We start from the raw sequence: 18070 nt of genomic DNA on the forward strand, positions 1-18070 counted from the left end.
ATACTGTATTGTACGGCCATCTGGTATAGTAATTGAACTGTTGGATAAATTATTTTTTACTATGGTTTATATAATGATGAATGTTTCATTTGTTGATCAAAATAAGCTTCTTTCCAAGCTCGTTGTAGGACGAGAAACGTTGAGGAGTTTGTGGTAAAAATCTCTGATTTGGCTACAATATGGCCATTGAAGTCCATGCTACAAGCAAAAGGACCTGCATTACATTAGAGATGGGGTGGAGATCTGTAAGCAATAGCAAGTGTTGCAGCCTCGATTAGGCGCTGATCTAATTCTGTTTTTAATTTTTCCATTTCTCTTTTTATTTCTATTAAAAACACTTTCACTATTTTAAATGACTGATCATAAAAACTATCCGAAGAGTATTTATTTAAACTTTTAACTTCATCATCAAGAACTCTATTGGCTTTCTCATAAAATTCATCGTTGGTCAAATGATCCATATTGATTAGGCCTAAGATAGTATGCTCTCGCCCGAACCGTTTATCTAAATCACAAAGGCATTGATCTAGCAAATACCCACAAGTACGCAAATGCATTTCGGTCTTTTCATCTACAGGAATAGCACTGATCATGGCGGTCAATTTATCAAGGCAGGAAATTTGAAATGAAGGAAGGGCATTTTTTCGTTGACTGCGCGTTTCAGTCAAAAGCTTTAATAGTATTTCTTTTGAATCCAGTTTTTTCTTGGACTCCGGTAACAATATTGCTTCTGAGTCTGACTTGGGCACGACACAATATCCTTACAATACGCTAGATGGTCAAAGAATAACATCAGTGATAATAAATTCAATACAATTCATTAATTTAGTACATAAAAATACAATTGTACACTTAATGGCGTCAACTTAAGGATGTGTAGCCCGGATTAAACAAAGTCTTAATCCGGGATTGAGCCTACATTTTACAAAACCAATAATCCTTCGGGCGCAGAAAACATCTTTTTGAGGAGGATTAGGGTGTTATCATCTTGTTGTCTAAATGAAAAAGCGTCAATATGGTGAGGTCAAAAATGTCATTGCCGCAACCTTGGGCTGTCATTACGATATCAAACAAGTTATTCTAGTTGATGAAGACATTAGTATTGATTCACCTGGGCCAATAGAATGGGCGGTCGCTACCCGCATCCAAGCGAATATAGATTTAGTAGTCATAAATAGAGTACTAGGATCAAAATTAGATCCTTCAGGAAAAAACCTTGGATTAATCTCCAAAATTGGTTTGGATGCCGCCACCTATCCTGATATGCAAGAGCTCTTTATGTCAGTCAAGTGTCGGGCGAAGAGCAATTGGATATAAAATCAGTAATGAACCAAGATCAAACGTCAATAAAATCTTATTTAACATGATAAACGAACTAACCAATCCCTTTTGGGACTATTCTTTAACGCTTTATGCTCATGAAGAGGTAAGGCAATTATGTCTTGATTTGCAAGACAGTTATAATGCTAACGTCAATATAGTTTTATGGTGTTGTTGGTATGCTGCAGAAAAAGGGTTGGTAAGTCAGGAATTATTACAACAGATATTAATGCACAATACACCTTGGCATCAGCATGTCACCTGCCAATTAAGGCATGCACGTCAATGGCTTAAGAAGAATCAATCTAATGAGCTTGTTGAACCATATGGGCAACAGATTCTCCAACTAGAAATCACCTCAGAAGCCTTTCAGCAAAAACAACTGTATGAACTCTCCCTCGCTCAGAAAAAGACAAACCATAATCATAATAAGGTCGAAGCAGCACGTGTTAATTTGGAGTGTTATTTTGCCACACTGGCCACTAAGGTCAGTAAGCACCATTGGCATCTTACTACTACAATCTTATTAAGCAAAATGGAATAATGCGTTCCTGTGGTTCTCATAACCGTCAGGTTAAGACATATTATTATGTCCTTATAGGATAATTATGAACCGTTCAGGCTGGTCTATGTTCACTAATTAAACCCGGATCAAAATCTTCAAAATAAAAACCAAAATCGTCTTATTCCATTAATAAACTCAATAAACAGTCTCCCGTTCTTTTTGAGAGCTATCATTTACTCTTAGGATGAAAGGGAAAATTATTTTTTGGGCATGATAAGTACGCTTACAAAATACGGGCTTATTTAATGACATTAAAAAGCATAAATATTCTTTATGGAGTTATCCCGAAAAATGCAAAGCATTTATACGGGATTCAGAATAAAAAATTTTTATTTTATGGGCGTTGGAATATTGGAATTATCCATCTCATCGGCCTCAGGCGGCGTATTTTTTTTCACGCTAAAAAGTCCCACGCCCGCAGCAACGAGACCAACGCCAGCTACTGCGGTTGCTATACCCGCAGCCAATCCTACCCCTGTAGCAGCAAGCACAATACCAACAGCGGCAACCAAAGCCCCTAGTGCAGACATTATACCACCGAGAATTTTCATTCCTATTGAAGAGCTTTCTTCTACTTCTGCAGCATAAGTTTGATAATCCTCAGGAGTCATTTTACCTTGGAGTACCGCATGAGTGTTTATCAAAGACTCTGTAAGCTCAGGAGTAGGGGTGGCCCCTTCTTTTTTTAATTGTTCAACCTGCTTCAGTATTTTCTGAGTTTCTAGAATAATCTCTTGAAAAACCACTCGCTTTTCAGAAGTAATCCCAGCCAATCCACTTTTTAACTTGATAAGTGCTTCCTGATATTCTTTTTCATCTTGAGATATTGATTTTATGTTTTGTGGTTGACGCATGATATTATTAAGGTTGTCACAAAAATCGATAACTCGTTGATCAAACCCCTCCACAAAATCGACAGTAAAGCGCCCTTCTTTAAATTTCAGATTTGCCAATCCTGGACCACCATCACTCGTCCTGAAATGAATCTTTTTAAAAGGCAATCCTGTATTCGCATCAACTACGAGTTGTTGAAGCTCAGCAAGAGTAGGCTCTTTATGAGGCCAGACAACAGTTGCTCCGGTAGACACCAAATTAAATCGTGCTACATCGTGTCTCGCTTCATCCTCTAGCTCAACACGTAAATTACTATTCTTCTTTGCAAAATCAATGACATAGTTACAAATCTGATTGCGCTGTGTTTGATTAACGATCGTAGTACTCGCTGTCTCCTGTGCGCTGAGTCTATTTTGTATCGATGCATACATATTAACCAAGGATTGAGTAAGAGTGTTAACAGGTTCGCTCCCTCGTTCTTTTAATGCTTCAACTTGCTCGATCTCTTTCCCAATTTCTGCAATAACTCCTTGTCGTGAAGAGGGTATGTTAGCTACCGCTTTTTGCAGCCGCTTCAGTGCATCAAGGTATTCTTGTTCTTCTCGCCGCATTACCGATAAACTCTGAGGTTTACCAATGATTTGATTGAGCTGCTCACAAAAATCGATAACTTTTGGATCATAACCATCAACAAACTGGACAGTAAATCGACCTTTCTCAAACTTAATATTTGCTAGTCCCGGACCACTATCCCCCCTTCTGAAACTTATTTCTTCAAAGGGCAATCCTGTCTTTGTATCAACTACGAGTTGTTGAAGCTCAGCAAGAGTAGGTTCTTTATGAAACCCGGCAATAGTCGCTCCGGTGGACGCTAAATTAAATTGAGGTCCTCCGTTCCCTAATTTAATTCGCAATTCACTATTGTTGCTTGCAAATTGCGCTACATAGCTTAAAATTTGGTTAAGTTGGGTCTCATCAACATCTTTCGCATTGATTCTCTTTTGCGTTAAGCTATGCATATCATTTAAAGATTTCGTAAGCTCACTAGTCAATGTCTGCCCTTCTCTTTTTAATTTTCCAATCTGTTCAACTTTTTTCCGGACATCTATGGTAATTTCTTGCTTTGAAGTTGGTACATCAGCCAATGCAGTATGCAACTTACTAAGAGCCTCTTGATATTCCCGTTCTTCTTTCTGTAGTTGACTTAAGCTCTGCGGTTTACCAATGATTTGATTAAGCTGCTCACAAAAATCGATAACTCGTTGATCAAACCTCTCCACAAAATCGACAGTAAAGCGCCCTTCTTTAAATTCCAGATTTGCCAATCCTGGACCACCATCACTCGTCCTGAAATGAATGTTTTTAAAAGGCAATCCTGTATTCGCATCAACTACGAGTTGTTGAAGCTCAGCAAGAGTAGGCTCTATATGAGGCCAGGCAACAGTCGCTCCGGTGGTCTTTAAATTAAAACGAACCGCCGAAGGGTATAACCTATTTCCCATTTCAATGCGTAGATCCTGGTTTTTATTCGCAAATTTAAGTACGTAATTAAAAATTCGATTACATTGTTGCTGAGCAATAGGCATGATCATATCCAAGGCAGTTATAAGTTCTTAAATTATACACAAACGTCATTTAATAATCAAATAAACCGATTTAAGCTATTAATTCATATCATCTCTTAATTGTCATTAACTTCTTGCTCAAAAGCTAGAAATGATGAACATCTTATTTTTCGTCCGCTAATCTTAAAACTTAAGCATGAAATTATCCTAAAAATAAATACAAAAAATAAGTTAGTGATAATTCAAAAATAGTTTATGTGATTAATTTGACAGAGAAAGGATCTACTACAATAATGTAATCCAATATAAATATTGGTATAAAAATACTGCATTTTTATCATATAAATGTCGCAAATTTTGTAGGATAACGGTTGAATAGCATAGTCACCCCTATCCAATATAAGCATTATGCCAAACTCATGTTAATTATGGTTGAACAATAGAAAATGGAGATTTAATTATGTCAGACTCACATAATACGGCAGAAAAGCATTCTTTTCCCACAGACTTAGATGACAAAGTACGTCATCAAATGGCTCTAGTCATCAACCCACTCATTGCTGACATTTTTGCTCTTTTTATCAAAACTAAAAATTTTCATTGGCATATGTCTGGTAGCCATTTTCGCGATTACCATTTACTTTTAGATGATCATGCAGACCAAATCTTTAATATGATAGACATATTAGCTGAGCGTGTTAGGAAATTAGGAAAAAAGACTATCCATTCTATAAGCGAAATAGCCCAGTTACAAAAAATACAAGATAATAACAAAGAGCATATGCATGCTGATGCCATGTTAGAAGAACTAATGAATGATAATAAAGCGCTAACTGAACGCATGCGTTCCGCCCATGAAGTCTGCAGTGGTGGTAATGATGTAGCAACCACCAGTTTATTGGAAAACTTTATCGACGAAACAGAAAGAAGAACTTGGTTTTTATACGAAACCCTGCAAAATCATTAATAGTCCTCATCATTAAAGCTCCCGAAGAGGTCTAATTCTTGATGCCGTAGTCTGGTTGGCACCAATAGACCAATCAGACGACCTTGTCATTTTATAGACTATTTCATGACTCATGATGGACGTTACTTCCTAATTTAGGTTACTATACACTCCATATGTCCGCGGTATATCCATTACATTCACTATGCCTAAAAAATCTAATCACACAAAACTTATATCCTGTATTGTGCCTGTTTATAATGAAGAGACTTTAATTGCTGAGTTTATTACTGCTCTTGATAAAACGCTTAAGGAATTAGCCTACCCTTATGAAATAGTCCTAGTTGATGACGGCAGTCGAGATAATACTCCTATAATTATTCATCAGCTAAGATCCCAGTTTCCCCTTCGCTATCTTCGCTTTAGCCGCAATTTTGGCAAAGAAAATGCGCTCAGCGCAGGACTCGATCATGCACGAGGCAATGCAGTGATTATGTTAGATAGTGATTTTCAACACCCGCTTGAACTGTTAAGCAAATTCATCGCTAAATGGGAAGAGGGTTATGATATGGTCTATGCGGTACGTAATAATCGCTCTGATGAGTCCTGGTTAAAACGTACCTGTGCCAAAGCTTTTTATCATTTAACCTCCAAAATAAATCGAGTTAATATTCCAGCTAACGCCGGTGACTTTAGATTGTTAGACAGAAAAATAGTCAATGCCCTGCAAAAATTGCCTGAACGCAATCGCTTTATGAAAGGTTTATACAGCTGGGTAGGGTTCAAACAAGCAGCTATTCCTTTTGAAGTGCAGCCACGAAAATCAGGCACGTCTCAATGGAGTTTTTATTCTCTACTTGATTTGGCGATTACCGGAATCACCTCATTCAGTGCATTTCCTCTGAGAATGATTGCATTAGGAGGTATGGGAGTGGCTTCCCTTGCCATTTTGTATGGTGTGTGGATTATTCTCAGTACGTTTATATTTGGTATACAAACACCTGGTTGGGCAACCATAGTAACCGCGTTAACTTTTTTTGGTGGATTGCAGTTATTTGCCTTAGGTGTGGTAGGAGAATATATAGGCAGAGTTTTTGATGAGGTCAAACATAGACCCTTGTACATTATTGATGAGGAATCCAGTTTTAATGACAGTAATACCTAAATTAACCCATCGCCTGATTTATTTTGCAATAATAGGTGCAAGCGCGGCCTTAATTCATATTTTAACCGTACTAGGTTTAGTCACGTATTTGGAGCTATCACCACTGATTGCCAATATTTTTGCTTTTTTGCTTGCCTTTAACGCCAGCTTTTTCGGACATAAATATTTAACGTTCTCTGATCTGCATGATCAGAAAGAATTAAGTCTACCTCATTTTTTTCTGGTTGCCTCCTCCGCGGGGATACTTAATGAATTACTGTATTTCTTATTACTGGAATACACCATTTTAAATTATTTAATCGCCTTAATTTTGGTTTTAGGCGGCGTTTCCATATATAGCTACCTTCTTTCAAGATTTTGGGCCTGTCGTTAGCATAAGCAGGTGAATGTTACGTTTATGAATCATATCTTTTGCTGGTATGGAAAACTGACAACTCCTTAATCATCGCGTTGCAGGCTTTCCTTTGCGAAAATCGCGGCCGCTTTTTTAGTATTGCACGTTACTGGGATTTTATCTCTTATGTAAATAGAGGAAGATTCAGTAAACACAAGCCCTGGATAAGCGCAGTAAGAAGCCGGTGCTGGGAATGATAAAACTAAAAGTCATAATAAAAAATGTAATCAACATGAATGAGCTTTTTGTATTATCAATGATCACATCATTATTGCCGGATAGATATTTTTTCTTGGTCGTTAAAAGGTAGATTAAAGTGACCAGTCCCAAAAAATAAAATGGAATTAATTGGGTTTTATCATTATAACGTACCGCTTGCATGCTTGTAATACTTGCTGTTGGGAAATTAAGTAAAAATAGGCTTGTAAGCCAAATTTTAGCTGACGGTGATTGTTGCTCTTTTTCCTTCATTATACTGGCCCATGACAGCATTAGAGGAAACAGTAATATTGGAAAATAATACACCCAACCTAGTGGACTGAGTATCAACATCATTACGAGAGTTAAACAGAACGGTTGATGGTTTATATTATCGCGGTTGCCATTTGCAGTCAGACTCCATAAATACCCAACTAACGATACAAACAGTACGATAATATAGGTTGGTATAATCCAATCAATATATTGTATCTCCACAAATATACGATGGATAAATGCTAATACAGAAGCATTCCATGGATTTTCGTACCACTCAATACCTGACATCGCATTATAAAATTGGTTGTAAATCGTTGTACCATATACAAGCAAGGGTATAAGAAAACAGAAAGCAATGGTGACTAGCATAATAGCAAACAATTTCATACGGTTTTGTCTTAAAACAAAAAACAATAGCAACCCGGGAAAGAGTTTTAATCCAATAATGAATCCCCACAGGATTCCTGTGGGGTAATCCTCATTCTGGATGTAAAAATGGTAGCCCAGCATCAGACAAAGCAGTAATATTGTTCCTACTTGATTAGTTGATAAACAGATTAAGGTAAAAAAGAAAAACAGATAGGCTGCATAAAGACTTAGCCAGTTTTTCTTAATAAAGTTTTGCGAAAAAGCGATATTAAAAGTAAACCAGGCGCCAATAAAACCCAAGATAATAGAAAGGACTAACCAAATATTAAGAGCAACGGGATAGCTAAAATAAGTCAATGGATAAAATAGTAATAAGATAATAGGTGGATTTAAATTAATATAACTTTGAGCTTTTATAGGAAGAAAGCTTATAAGCATTGTCTGATAAGGATTATTACCTTGCCTTGCCGCCAATGCTGAAGAATAAAATGAGGTGAAATCAGAGTTATATTGACAACTAATCATCGAGTAAAGAAGTGCGCAATATACACTAATAATCAACGCAAAAATAAAGAGTCTTATATGAGAAAAAATAATTGGAGACTCCACAATCATTAGCCTTATTTTATTTATTGTAAGTTAATTACCGCTTATCATAAGCAAACCCCATGCAAAAAACTGTCCTCACAATTTGAAGCAAAAAAATATTGCCCAATACGTTCCACAAAGATCTCAAGGGAAGGTTCAATTCAGGCTGATTGGTTAACTGGTGGAGTTAAACAAACCCAAAAGCGTTTGTATCTTCTCAGCCTCATTGAATTGAAAAACTCTATAGATAGCTTTGCTTATGGATTTATTGAGACTTAAAAAAAGCCCCATCAGAACAAACTGACAGGGCTTTTTTAGGCATTACTAACTATCTTACTTAGTAGCAGCGGCTTTCTTTTCTTTTTCTTTGGCAATCACTGCTTCAGCTACACTGCTTGGGCAAGCAGCATAGTGAGAGAACTCCATTGAGAACTGACCACGACCGGAAGTAAGGGTGCGCAAGGTACTGATGTAACCAAACATTTCTGAAAGAGGAACATCGGCCTTAATACGGACACCACCTGCACTGGGTTCTTGGCCAGAGATCATGCCGCGACGACGGTTCAAGTCACCAATCACATTACCTACATCATCTTCTGTACTATAAACGTCAACCTTCATGATTGGTTCAAGCAATTGTGGGGCAGCTTTTGGTATAGATTGACGAAAAGCGCCTTTTGCAGCAATTTCAAATGCAATTGCTGAGGAGTCAACAGGATGGTAAGCACCATCATTGAGGTCAACTACAACATCCAATACAGGGAAACCTGCCAACGTACCGGTACCCATCATTGAGCGGAAACCTTTCTCAATTGCTGGGAAGAATTCTTTAGGGACATTCCCACCCACAACAGAAGTGGTGAAAGTGAATCCAGTGTTTGGCTCGCCTGGTGAGATAGTGTAGTCAATTTTACCGTATTGACCAGCACCACCGGATTGTTTCTTGTGGGTATAGCTGTCTTGAATCGATTTGGTTATGGTTTCTCGGTAAGCAACCTGTGGTTGACCTACTATTAACTCAACATCATACGTACGTTTCAGAATATCCACTTTAATATCAAGATGTAACTCACCCATACCACGAAGAATAGTTTCACCTGAATCTTCATCAGTTTCAACCCTAAACGTTGGATCTTCGGCAACCATTTTACCAATAGCAATACTCATTTTCTCGGTTGAGCCTTTATCTTTTGGCGTAACAGCAATAGAGATGACTGGCTCAGGGAAAACCATCGCTTCAAGTGTACACTCATGATTAGGATCGCAAAGAGTGTGACCGGTTCGAACGTTTTTCATGCCTACGATGGCTATAATGTCGCCTGCTTCAGCGCTTTGCAATTCATTACGCTCATTAGCCTGCATCTCAACCATACGGCCGACCCGCTCAGTTTTACCGGTAAAGGAGTTAAGGATAGTATCACCTTTATTTAGTCTTCCTGAATATATTCGTACGAACGTTAGAGCACCAAAACGGTCATCCATGATTTTAAATGCCAAGGCGCGAAACGGCTCATCAGGAGAAACGATAGCAAATTGACCGTTTGGCTCACCTTCAGCATTGGTCAAAGGTTGAGGATTAACTTCATGGGGAGCAGGTAAATAGTCAACCACTGCATCCAATAATAGTTGCATCCCTTTGTTTTTAAAGGCCGAACCACAATAAGTTGGGAAGAAGGCTAACTCAAGCGTACCTTTACGGATACAACGCTTAATGTCTTCTATTGAAGGCTCCTCTCCTTCTAAGTAAGCCATCAGCAAATCATCATCCATCTCAAGTGCTGTTTCAATTAATTGTCCGCGATACATTTCCACGTCGTCAAGCATATCGGCTGGTACGTCAGTAACATTGTAATTTTCTGGCTGGCCAGTTTCGTCCCAAACATACGCTTTACGGGTTAATAAATCGACAACCCCTACGAAGTTGTCTTCAATACCGATGGGCAAAGTCATAATTAATGGATTTGCACCCAATACTTTTTTCACTTGCTCAGTCACTTTCAAGAAGTTCGCACCGATACGGTCAAGTTTGTTTACGAAAATCAAACGAGATACTTTCGAGTTATTCGCATAGCGCCAGTTGGTTTCTGACTGAGGCTCAACGCCGCCAGAACCACAGAATACCCCGATGCCGCCATCGAGTACCTTCAGTGAACGATAAACTTCTACGGTGAAGTCAACGTGTCCTGGGGTATCGATTACGTTGAAGCGAGTACCTTTCCAGAAGCAACTGACCGCTGCTGACTGTATGGTAATACCGCGCTCCGCTTCCTGCTCCATGAAATCGGTTGTTGATGCACCTTCGTGAACTTCTCCCATTCGATGGATTCTACCGGTGAGCTTAAGAATACGTTCAGTAGTGGTGGTTTTTCCGGCATCTACGTGGGCGAAGATACCAATGTTTCTGTAAAGGTCTAAATCAGCCATAGCACTCTTATAAATTTAAAATGGATTAATAGTCGCGCATTATACAGTATTTTATCCGGATTTGCAGCAAATACGTGCATCGAGATACTAAAAGATCTAAAAAAAATTAAAAGGGTAACAAAAATGAAGAATAAATGTTGCAAAAGCCTCATTACGAATGACATATCCCATTAAAATATCTCAAAAAACAAAAGAGCACTTTAAAGGCATTTATAAAAAATGCCGTAGGTTGAGTTGATCGGATCTTGATATTCCATTATTTGATGGGATTAGATTAAATTATAAACTACAGTCAGTTTTTGCAACGAAGCCAGAAATGCACCTATTTTTTCGGCTTAAACGATATAAATTATTTCTATAAGGAGTCATTTTTGTTTTAAACCCGATGGGGTCGACCCCATCGGATTAGTGCAACTTAGAAAAAGAAAATTCCTTATGCTGACGGACAGATTGTTCCAGGAGTGCAGTTGGTGCATGAAATGGAGCACAAGCCTAACCATTCGATCGTTGCGAGCTTATTTATCGTCTCTTGAATTGAAGAGATCGTCCGGCGTGGATAAGTCTCATGCGCCTGGATCTTCATAAGCAACTGATATTGTGCCAAAGGCTTGGTGGTGCCGGGAGCTGCCGCATCAATTGCCACGAGCTCCTTGTTTGTGAAAGTCTGCGCGGCGAAAGATCCCTGGTCTAGCGAGGCTGCGGGATAGACATCTGTTACGATCGCTTGGTTTACGTAAAAACCTTGGCCGCCATTCGCAGCAGGTTTTCCAAGACCATCAAAGCTGGCGATAATGTTGGCAGCTCCTTCGAACTTCTCATTGGTATCGCTCACAACATAGCTGCTAGAATTATCAAGAAAGCACCACCAAACAGGAGAAGTTGGATATGGATTCATTCCTGGTTGTGTGCTCCAGTAACTGTAGCTAAGATAAGCTGCCAGCCATTGCCCCATTGGCACCGCCTCACCATAGTTCACCTCAAGATCGTCTGCGCTATCGTCTGCGCTAGGTGAGTCTCCAGGTGAAAGAGTATTACAGGCATGCCGTTGTAGCCGTTCAGCAGACGGTACTTGAGCAGACGGATATCGACTATGAATGAAATTCACAAAGCCCGTAAACTCTTTCTGAAAGTTCACATCAGCGACACAGGCTGAACGTGAAGAGCACGACGGAGAAGGAACCGCCGAACTTCTGCTCGGAGAATTGCTAGACGTGATAAAAAGAGAATTTAAAACAGCTATATTCGATGCCTTGTGTGGCATTGCTTCCGTACGGAACGCCATAAGAAGGAGAGAGAAGGCTACGAGACAGCAGTTTTTTACAATAGGCCTTTTCTTACCAAAGTTGATAATCGCTGCAACAGCGGAGCGTCCAATGAACCCGGTACCAAGAAACTTTTTCATCAGTATTTATCCTCCCTGATTCTATATTGATTGTCGCTTGAGAGTCCAAAGTTCTCCAGTCAAACCTATATAGCATTTACCTGCAGAAGTAACTCACAAACAGATTAATGCTCCCTTTCCTTTAGGTAGAGCTCTTTTCGAAAAAAATAAACTCGTCTGGCAAGCAAAGAGATCGCATCGAATTATGAATTGTATGGTTAGCACTCGTCAATCAATTTGAAGTGGCTTTTAGTAGAAAAAATCCCATTATTGGTATAAGTATGTGCTGTAGTGGACGCCAAGATAAAAAAATTTGGCATAAACGCAGGAGGAAGCGTACAGCATTAACTAGCATTCATCTTCCTAATCCATTCCTCGCCAGAGCATTGCCTGACTATCCTCATCACTCACGACCCTTGCTCTTAACAACAGCAGCATGACGTGGTTTGAGACCTATCGCTGGTGATCGATCTCGATGGATCTACCACCATCTCTTCCGCAGCTTGCTACGGCATACCCTCGTTTCACCCCATAAATAGCCACATTCTGGCGACTCCATTAATTGCACCACCCTTTATTTTTACTGGATCACCTATCACTAAGCAAACTCAGATTTGCTTGAAAATTCTGATTTACTTGGATGGGCTTTTACATGCCAGAGTGGCAGCATCATAAATAATGGAATCAAGCAGCAAATAAGCAATGTGAGGAAGAAATTATCCCAGCCGTAATTTTTGATAATTGCACCCAAAGGAGCACCAGCCAGAACAGCACCTAAACAATAAGCAAAAAATCCGGCAAAGCCAGTTGCAGTCGCCGCTGCTTTTTTATGTGCTAACTCTGCACACGCCAAACCAATCATCATTTGTGGTCCAAAGATAAAAAAACCAAAGAAAAAAAGAAACAAAGAATCGATGAAGGGCGTATATTCCCTAGTCAATGTAAATAGCAACAAGGTAGCAAATACACCTGCAGTAAAGAGAACATTGATTGGATTACGTTTACCTTGAAATATTTTATCAGAAAGCCAGCCGGCAGCCAGACTTCCAAAAAAACCACCAACCTCAAACCATATGACACAACTACCTGCTGTGATTAGGGAATAATCCTTCATTTCCGTTAAGTACAACATGCTCCAATCATTAATGGCCGTTCGGACAATGTAAATAAACAAATAAGAAATGGACAATATCCAAATATATGGGTTGTTTAACACATAACTCCAAAGAATTTCCTTGACTGAGAGTTCTGTTTTTTCTTGGTAGTGATTTGATAAACCAGAAAAATCTCCCTGATATTGCTCTATCGCAGGTAAACCAAGCGACTGGGGAGTATCTCTTAAACGATTGATTAAAAAAACACCTCCTAAAATGCAGATGATCCCGGGCACAAACATGGCTGAACGCCAGCCGAAATACTGCGCGCACAGAGCAACAATCAATGGAATTAATGCTCCACCAACGTTATGTGATGTATTCCAAACACTCCACCAACGACCCCGTTCGGATTGAGAATACCAATGTGTTAATAATTTAGTACATCCAGGCCATCCCCACCCTTGAAACCAACCATTCAATCCCCAAAAAATAGCGAATAACCACCAGGTGGAAGACAATCCAAACAAAATATTAACAATACCTGTCAAAATTAGCCCAATCGCCATTAAATAACGAGGATTTGACTTATCGCCAAGAATTCCGCTCAAAAATTTGCTGATGCCATAACTTAAGCTCAAAATGCTAGCAATCAATCCCAGTTCAGTTGTGGTCATCCCCAAGGCGCTTTGTAATGCAGGCATAGCGAAGGTAAAACTTTTTCGCGTAAAATAAAACAAAGCATAACCTATATACATTGCATAAAAGGTGCGAATACGCCAATAACGATATTGCCTTTTAACAATGGTTTTATCTTGAATTTCATTAAGATAAGGAGCAGGTTTTAGAAAATTCAAAAATGCCATGATGGTCCATATCATGATAAAAAAATGAAATTTAAATGTAACTCGCATAGTATGTCAAATCTTTCTAATGAAAATGATAGCAGTATCATATCTATTGATAATTAATTAAAAATTTAAATGGAATTCTTGTAAAATTATAAATAAGCTACATCCTTTGCATTAAAAAGGAATTTGTTGGAATGGATGAAATAGTTAGTTTAGTAGAACAAGATCAAATCGATTTTTCTGCTCATAAACGCCCTGATGTCATAATGGTTTTAAAAAGGAAATTTAGTACTCAAAAAGATTGGATTATTACTTCTTTCAAACAATATCAATTTACTGAAGAAGAATCGCAAATAGTCCAACAAGCCATTCTAAATGGGGATCTTCGAATAACAGATATTCTAGAACGTCCGTTTTCCCACTATTTTTGGAGTTTCTTTACCTTTAAGTGGGGAGAGATCCTTTCGGGTGGAAAAAGATTATCAAAGGAAGATGTCTTACAAATTGCTACCTGCTCTAGCAATGGCCAAGAATTTGCAAGAACCCCCATTCAAGATAGAAATAGGCTGATAAAAGGAGTGCCTTTAGTTATTGGCAAAGTCATTACTTCCATGGCGCTTTGTATGGTATTTTGCCTGGGATTATTAAGTACTTTAGGAGTTCCCTTTGGCATTAGTCTCGGCTTAGCGATAGTACTTTCCTTATGTAACGGAATAGTTTGTGTAGTAAGTCGTGGGAAAGCCATGCTTGATAGCGCTGGCTTTCAGCCTCAAAAACAAAAAACGTTTAAAACCCCTGAAGAAAATATGAAACAAAAAACGATATTCGATAGTGGTCAGAAATTATTTTTTGGTATCGTGACATTGTTGGCATGTATTTCTGCGGGCATTTCTGGATATGCAGGTCTTGTAGGACTTCTCACTTTTTTGGGGGCAGGTATGCTCGCCTCTAACCCTCTAGTTTTGATAGTTACGATAGGTTTATCTTTGATTACAGCTATCTCTTTTTATTCGTTTCAAGCTGTAGGCATACGTGAAAATTATGCAAAATTTAAAAATCTTTTTATTGAGGAGTATAAAAAACCTTATGGTCTTTTGCGATGTGGCTTATTAGGAATCGTAAGTACGGTCTTTTTAGCTGTGTATGCGACACTAACCTGGTTTACTACTGTATCAGGGATTAATAAGCTTTTCACTATATTCGGTGTGGATCCTGATAACATTTTAGCACATGTTATTTCTATGATATGTACTTCAACAACCATGGTTGTTAATACTTTTTCACAAGTATATAAAGTCTTTAACCCGAAAACGTATGTCGATCTAAAAGAAAAATTTGAATCAATACTTCAACCACCGGAAGAAAACCAAACACTAGCACAAAAGATAAAGTATGGAGCCATCAATATACTCAAATTATGTGCTTTAATAGGTGATTCTCTTGCTTATTCTGTTGCCGGAGGAATCCGAAGCGGAATTCATGTTGGTGAATCGCTGGGAGAAATTATAGGAGGGAAACTTGCATTAACCATTATCATGGCAATATTGTCTCCAGTCATTTTAGTATTCGTATCGATAGCTTTTACTTGGCCTACCGTTTTTGATAGAAAAGAATCGACTCAAAATCCTTCACCGATGGAGGAGCCATTGATAGAAAAAATGAGTCAAAGCCATACTCCAGATACACTTCAAAATAATACTCTATTACCAACATCAGAATCTCCCAGACCTAATAATTCTAAAGCTGGGCTAAGATTTTTTGATGCGAGGTTGAGTGAAGAGCGTATTCTTACGCCCAATTGTTGCCCAACTTTAGAGAGCACAACAGTTTTGACACCCTCCCCATAAATGATGTTTGGAGGCGGGCAAGGTATTGCTCTGGCATTGGAGTCCATGGTCATTAAAACAGAATTGTATGGATGTATTTGTGGATTTAGATGATTTGCACGTGTTTTATGCGCTATAGTATAAACAACATCATATTAATAGAGAGTACTATGGCCGACGTCATTAATCTTAATAAAAAAAGAAAGACTAAAATTCGTCTGGAAAAAGAAAAGAAAGCCTCTGAAAATCGAGTTAAGTTCGGAAGGACAAAAAAAGAAAAACAGATAGAGAAACAAGACAATGAACGTAATGAACGATATCTAGATGGCCACAAGTTGGAAAAAAAAGAGAAAAAATAAAAGAGAAACGCTTTTTGTATGAAATCCTGAATAGTAATAGCCTCTATAGGTCTGCAATATTCCATATCTCCCCCGATACCTAAGATGGATAATAAATTCACTTGTTGATAAAACTGATGAACTTCTCCCAGAACTTAAATCCACTGTTGAATTCAACTAATAGTGATGGGCATTCGATGTCGGTTACGTCCCGCCCCGAACCGCCCCTTAAAAGCTCACTAGAGATCAAGCGAGTCCAATACAATAATGCTTGCGATAATATGTGGTTATTTCATAAAATAACAAACTCGTAAATGCTAAAGAAATCACATAGGGATTTTCATTTATTAAAGGATTAATTATGCGTTTAGTAAATATTCAGTCATCTATTGAACGAGGTATTAAAGAATTTATTAACATTGTACAAAGAGCACAGTGTTCTACTTACAGAGAAATTATAGAATTGTTTGCCAAGGGTGTTTATGATAAATGTGAGGTTTTGGAACGATTAGTAGAAAATCGCCTTAAGACAATAAAAACTGGTAATATGCGGAAAAATTTCTTCTCCTTTTTTAATACAGAACAATCCGAAGTAAATTATTTAACTAAATTACAAACTTTTCTACGAGAGAAAAATTTTCCCGCAGCTCTTAAGTATCTCGATGACAACGCCAGACAATTAAGAAATTTACCTCAATTAAGCAAATTATTACAAACTTACTTTTCAACCTACTCCTATTTATGGTCATTTGGCAATAACATGCTCTCCAAACGTTTAGCGCATCAATTAAACGTAGTGGATCTCTTCAAAGCTAGAATTGATATTGTCGTTAAAAAGAAATTAAAATTCTTACAAAACTTAAATGATATTGTTACTACGACTTCTGACGGACTTTCTACGATGAGAGAGATAATTCCTCAATATAGAAGCCTTATCAACATTCTGGCTCGAGGATATGCTAGAAACGTTCTGGCTCGAGGATATGTTCACCCCTCACCTATAACAGAACTTTCCGACCTGCTCTTAAGAAATATTGCTATTACATGCGATATTTTTTTTATGGATGGATTGGTACATATTATACGGTTTTTATCTCCATGGGAAAGAGACAAATGGCTCACTTTATTCGCTCCTGTTACGGAAGGGTTAGTCAACAACTCCATATTAAAACGACTATTTCATCGCTCTATTTTTGATCAACTGGGCTACTATGACATCAAAAGACTAATACAAATTAAATCTTTCTTGGAAAATCCTGAGATGATTCCTGAGCCAGATAACCATCTGTATGGTTTTGAGAGTCAACCCCTCGATACTGATAATTGGAGTGTAAAAAATCATCAAACATTTCTTAACACGCATGCTAAACAAGCTAAAGAGTTTGCAACATTGGAATTAGATCAAATGGTAGCAAAATTACACCTATCTTCTAACGAAGAGTTTAAAAGAAGCCGCGAAGAAATTACTAGTTCACATTACTATATGCACTTATATGACTGTATGATTGAGAAAAGTCAAAATTTATATCGCAATTTATATAATGAAGAGCTATATGAGCCGAACACCTCGCCTAATCCGCATTAGCTCACGATCAGATTTTGCCTTTGCCTTGACATGGTCAAACAAAACGATACAACTCAGTTAAGCTACTTTTTTTAATTGAGACATCTGCGACTCATATTGGTTCAGTGACCAATAGAGTCTGCTCCTACATCCTATATTGGATCAAACGATCCAAACTGCTGACCAAGAGCGGTTTCTTTTGTTGCAATGAATATTAATTCATTCATTTAAAATTATTTAGACCATTTATATTCATTTACTACTGCCCCACAAGTGGCTAATTTTAAACACAAAGATTAAAAATTTTTCATTTATTGGCGACATTATCAATACTTTGTATTATAATATATCTGCTTTATTAAACAAGGA

At 38.0% G+C, this 18070-nt stretch carries 14 protein-coding genes; 8 read left to right on the forward strand and 6 right to left on the reverse strand.

Annotated elements, in window-relative coordinates; all coding sequences use genetic code 11:
• Window positions 1–224: 224 nt before the first annotated feature.
• Window positions 225–749, reverse strand: coding sequence for a hypothetical protein (locus LFA_RS15205; protein WP_052674000.1), 525 nt, complete (start codon window positions 747–749; stop codon window positions 225–227).
• A gap of 250 nt (window positions 750–999) precedes the next feature.
• Between LFA_RS15205 and LFA_RS19945 the strand changes: the two genes are divergently transcribed.
• Window positions 1000–1317: a UbiD family decarboxylase domain-containing protein gene (locus tag LFA_RS19945; protein WP_045096925.1), complete on the forward strand. Its 318-nt coding sequence runs from the start codon at window positions 1000–1002 to the stop codon at window positions 1315–1317.
• A 46-nt stretch (window positions 1318–1363) separates the two neighbouring features.
• Window positions 1364–1864 carry a TIGR02444 family protein gene (locus tag LFA_RS15215; RefSeq protein ID WP_045096926.1) on the forward strand — a complete coding sequence of 167 codons (501 nt, stop codon included), beginning with the start codon at window positions 1364–1366 and terminating at the stop codon, window positions 1862–1864.
• A 350-nt stretch (window positions 1865–2214) separates the two neighbouring features.
• Here LFA_RS15215 and LFA_RS19015 read toward each other — a convergent pair whose 3' ends face one another.
• The gene (locus LFA_RS19015; protein ID WP_052674001.1) at window positions 2215–4305 is read right to left on the reverse strand and encodes a hypothetical protein; all 2091 of its coding nucleotides are present in this window, start codon (window positions 4303–4305) and stop codon (window positions 2215–2217) included.
• Between the two features lie 439 nt (window positions 4306–4744).
• On the opposite strand from LFA_RS19015, the gene LFA_RS15225 reads away from it, so the two are divergent.
• From LFA_RS15225 to LFA_RS15235, 3 genes are all read left to right on the forward strand, one after another.
• Window positions 4745–5251 carry a Dps family protein gene (locus LFA_RS15225; protein ID WP_045096927.1) on the forward strand — a complete coding sequence of 169 codons (507 nt, stop codon included), beginning with the start codon at window positions 4745–4747 and terminating at the stop codon, window positions 5249–5251.
• A gap of 184 nt (window positions 5252–5435) precedes the next feature.
• On the forward strand, window positions 5436–6395 hold the full coding sequence (locus LFA_RS15230) for a glycosyltransferase family 2 protein (protein ID WP_045096928.1): 960 nt from the start codon (window positions 5436–5438) through the stop codon (window positions 6393–6395).
• Window positions 6379–6768 (forward strand): GtrA family protein, encoded by a 390-nt coding sequence (locus LFA_RS15235; RefSeq protein WP_045096929.1) that lies wholly within the window; start codon window positions 6379–6381, stop codon window positions 6766–6768. The genes LFA_RS15230 and LFA_RS15235 overlap by 17 nt, the downstream gene beginning before the upstream one ends.
• A gap of 165 nt (window positions 6769–6933) precedes the next feature.
• Here the strand turns inward: LFA_RS15235 and LFA_RS15240 are convergent, their stop codons facing one another.
• The 4 genes from LFA_RS15240 to pgtP form a co-directional block, all read right to left on the reverse strand.
• The gene (locus LFA_RS15240; protein WP_172653481.1) at window positions 6934–8244 is read right to left on the reverse strand and encodes a glycosyltransferase family 87 protein; all 1311 of its coding nucleotides are present in this window, start codon (window positions 8242–8244) and stop codon (window positions 6934–6936) included.
• Window positions 8245–8556: 312 nt separating this feature from the next.
• Window positions 8557–10647 carry an elongation factor G gene (gene fusA, locus LFA_RS15245; RefSeq protein WP_045096931.1) on the reverse strand — a complete coding sequence of 697 codons (2091 nt, stop codon included), beginning with the start codon at window positions 10645–10647 and terminating at the stop codon, window positions 8557–8559.
• Between the two features lie 433 nt (window positions 10648–11080).
• Window positions 11081–12049 (reverse strand): hypothetical protein, encoded by a 969-nt coding sequence (locus LFA_RS15250; RefSeq protein WP_045096932.1) that lies wholly within the window; start codon window positions 12047–12049, stop codon window positions 11081–11083.
• Window positions 12050–12626: 577 nt separating this feature from the next.
• Window positions 12627–13988, reverse strand: coding sequence for an MFS transporter (gene pgtP / locus LFA_RS15255; protein ID WP_045097675.1), 1362 nt, complete (start codon window positions 13986–13988; stop codon window positions 12627–12629).
• A 179-nt stretch (window positions 13989–14167) separates the two neighbouring features.
• Between pgtP and LFA_RS15260 the strand changes: the two genes are divergently transcribed.
• The 3 genes from LFA_RS15260 (at window position 14168) to LFA_RS15270 (ending at window position 17722) form a co-directional block, all read left to right on the forward strand.
• A complete protein-coding gene (locus LFA_RS15260) occupies window positions 14168–15820 on the forward strand; it encodes a hypothetical protein (protein ID WP_045096933.1) in 1653 nt (550 codons plus the stop codon).
• Between the two features lie 149 nt (window positions 15821–15969).
• Window positions 15970–16158 (forward strand): DUF4169 family protein, encoded by a 189-nt coding sequence (locus LFA_RS15265; protein WP_045096934.1) that lies wholly within the window; start codon window positions 15970–15972, stop codon window positions 16156–16158.
• Window positions 16159–16498: 340 nt separating this feature from the next.
• Window positions 16499–17722, forward strand: coding sequence for a hypothetical protein (locus LFA_RS15270; protein WP_045096935.1), 1224 nt, complete (start codon window positions 16499–16501; stop codon window positions 17720–17722).
• Window positions 17723–18070: the final 348 nt, after the last annotated feature.

The sequence above is a fragment of the Legionella fallonii LLAP-10 genome (assembly GCF_000953135.1).
Taxonomy (GTDB): Bacteria; Pseudomonadota; Gammaproteobacteria; order Legionellales; family Legionellaceae; genus Legionella; species Legionella fallonii.

Coding starts and splice junctions, on each gene's coding strand:
- LFA_RS19945 (WP_045096925.1), top strand. CDS start 1,000: ATGAAAAAGCGTCAATATGGTGAGGTCAAAAATGTCATTGCCGCAACC.
- LFA_RS15215 (WP_045096926.1), top strand. CDS start 1,364: ATGATAAACGAACTAACCAATCCCTTTTGGGACTATTCTTTAACGCTT.
- LFA_RS19015 (WP_052674001.1), bottom strand. CDS start 4,305: ATGCCTATTGCTCAGCAACAATGTAATCGAATTTTTAATTACGTACTT.
- LFA_RS15225 (WP_045096927.1), top strand. CDS start 4,745: ATGTCAGACTCACATAATACGGCAGAAAAGCATTCTTTTCCCACAGAC.
- LFA_RS15230 (WP_045096928.1), top strand. CDS start 5,436: ATGCCTAAAAAATCTAATCACACAAAACTTATATCCTGTATTGTGCCT.
- LFA_RS15235 (WP_045096929.1), top strand. CDS start 6,379: ATGACAGTAATACCTAAATTAACCCATCGCCTGATTTATTTTGCAATA.
- fusA (WP_045096931.1), bottom strand. CDS start 10,647: ATGGCTGATTTAGACCTTTACAGAAACATTGGTATCTTCGCCCACGTA.
- LFA_RS15250 (WP_045096932.1), bottom strand. CDS start 12,049: ATGAAAAAGTTTCTTGGTACCGGGTTCATTGGACGCTCCGCTGTTGCA.
- pgtP (WP_045097675.1), bottom strand. CDS start 13,988: ATGGCATTTTTGAATTTTCTAAAACCTGCTCCTTATCTTAATGAAATT.
- LFA_RS15260 (WP_045096933.1), top strand. CDS start 14,168: ATGGATGAAATAGTTAGTTTAGTAGAACAAGATCAAATCGATTTTTCT.
- LFA_RS15265 (WP_045096934.1), top strand. CDS start 15,970: ATGGCCGACGTCATTAATCTTAATAAAAAAAGAAAGACTAAAATTCGT.
- LFA_RS15270 (WP_045096935.1), top strand. CDS start 16,499: ATGCGTTTAGTAAATATTCAGTCATCTATTGAACGAGGTATTAAAGAA.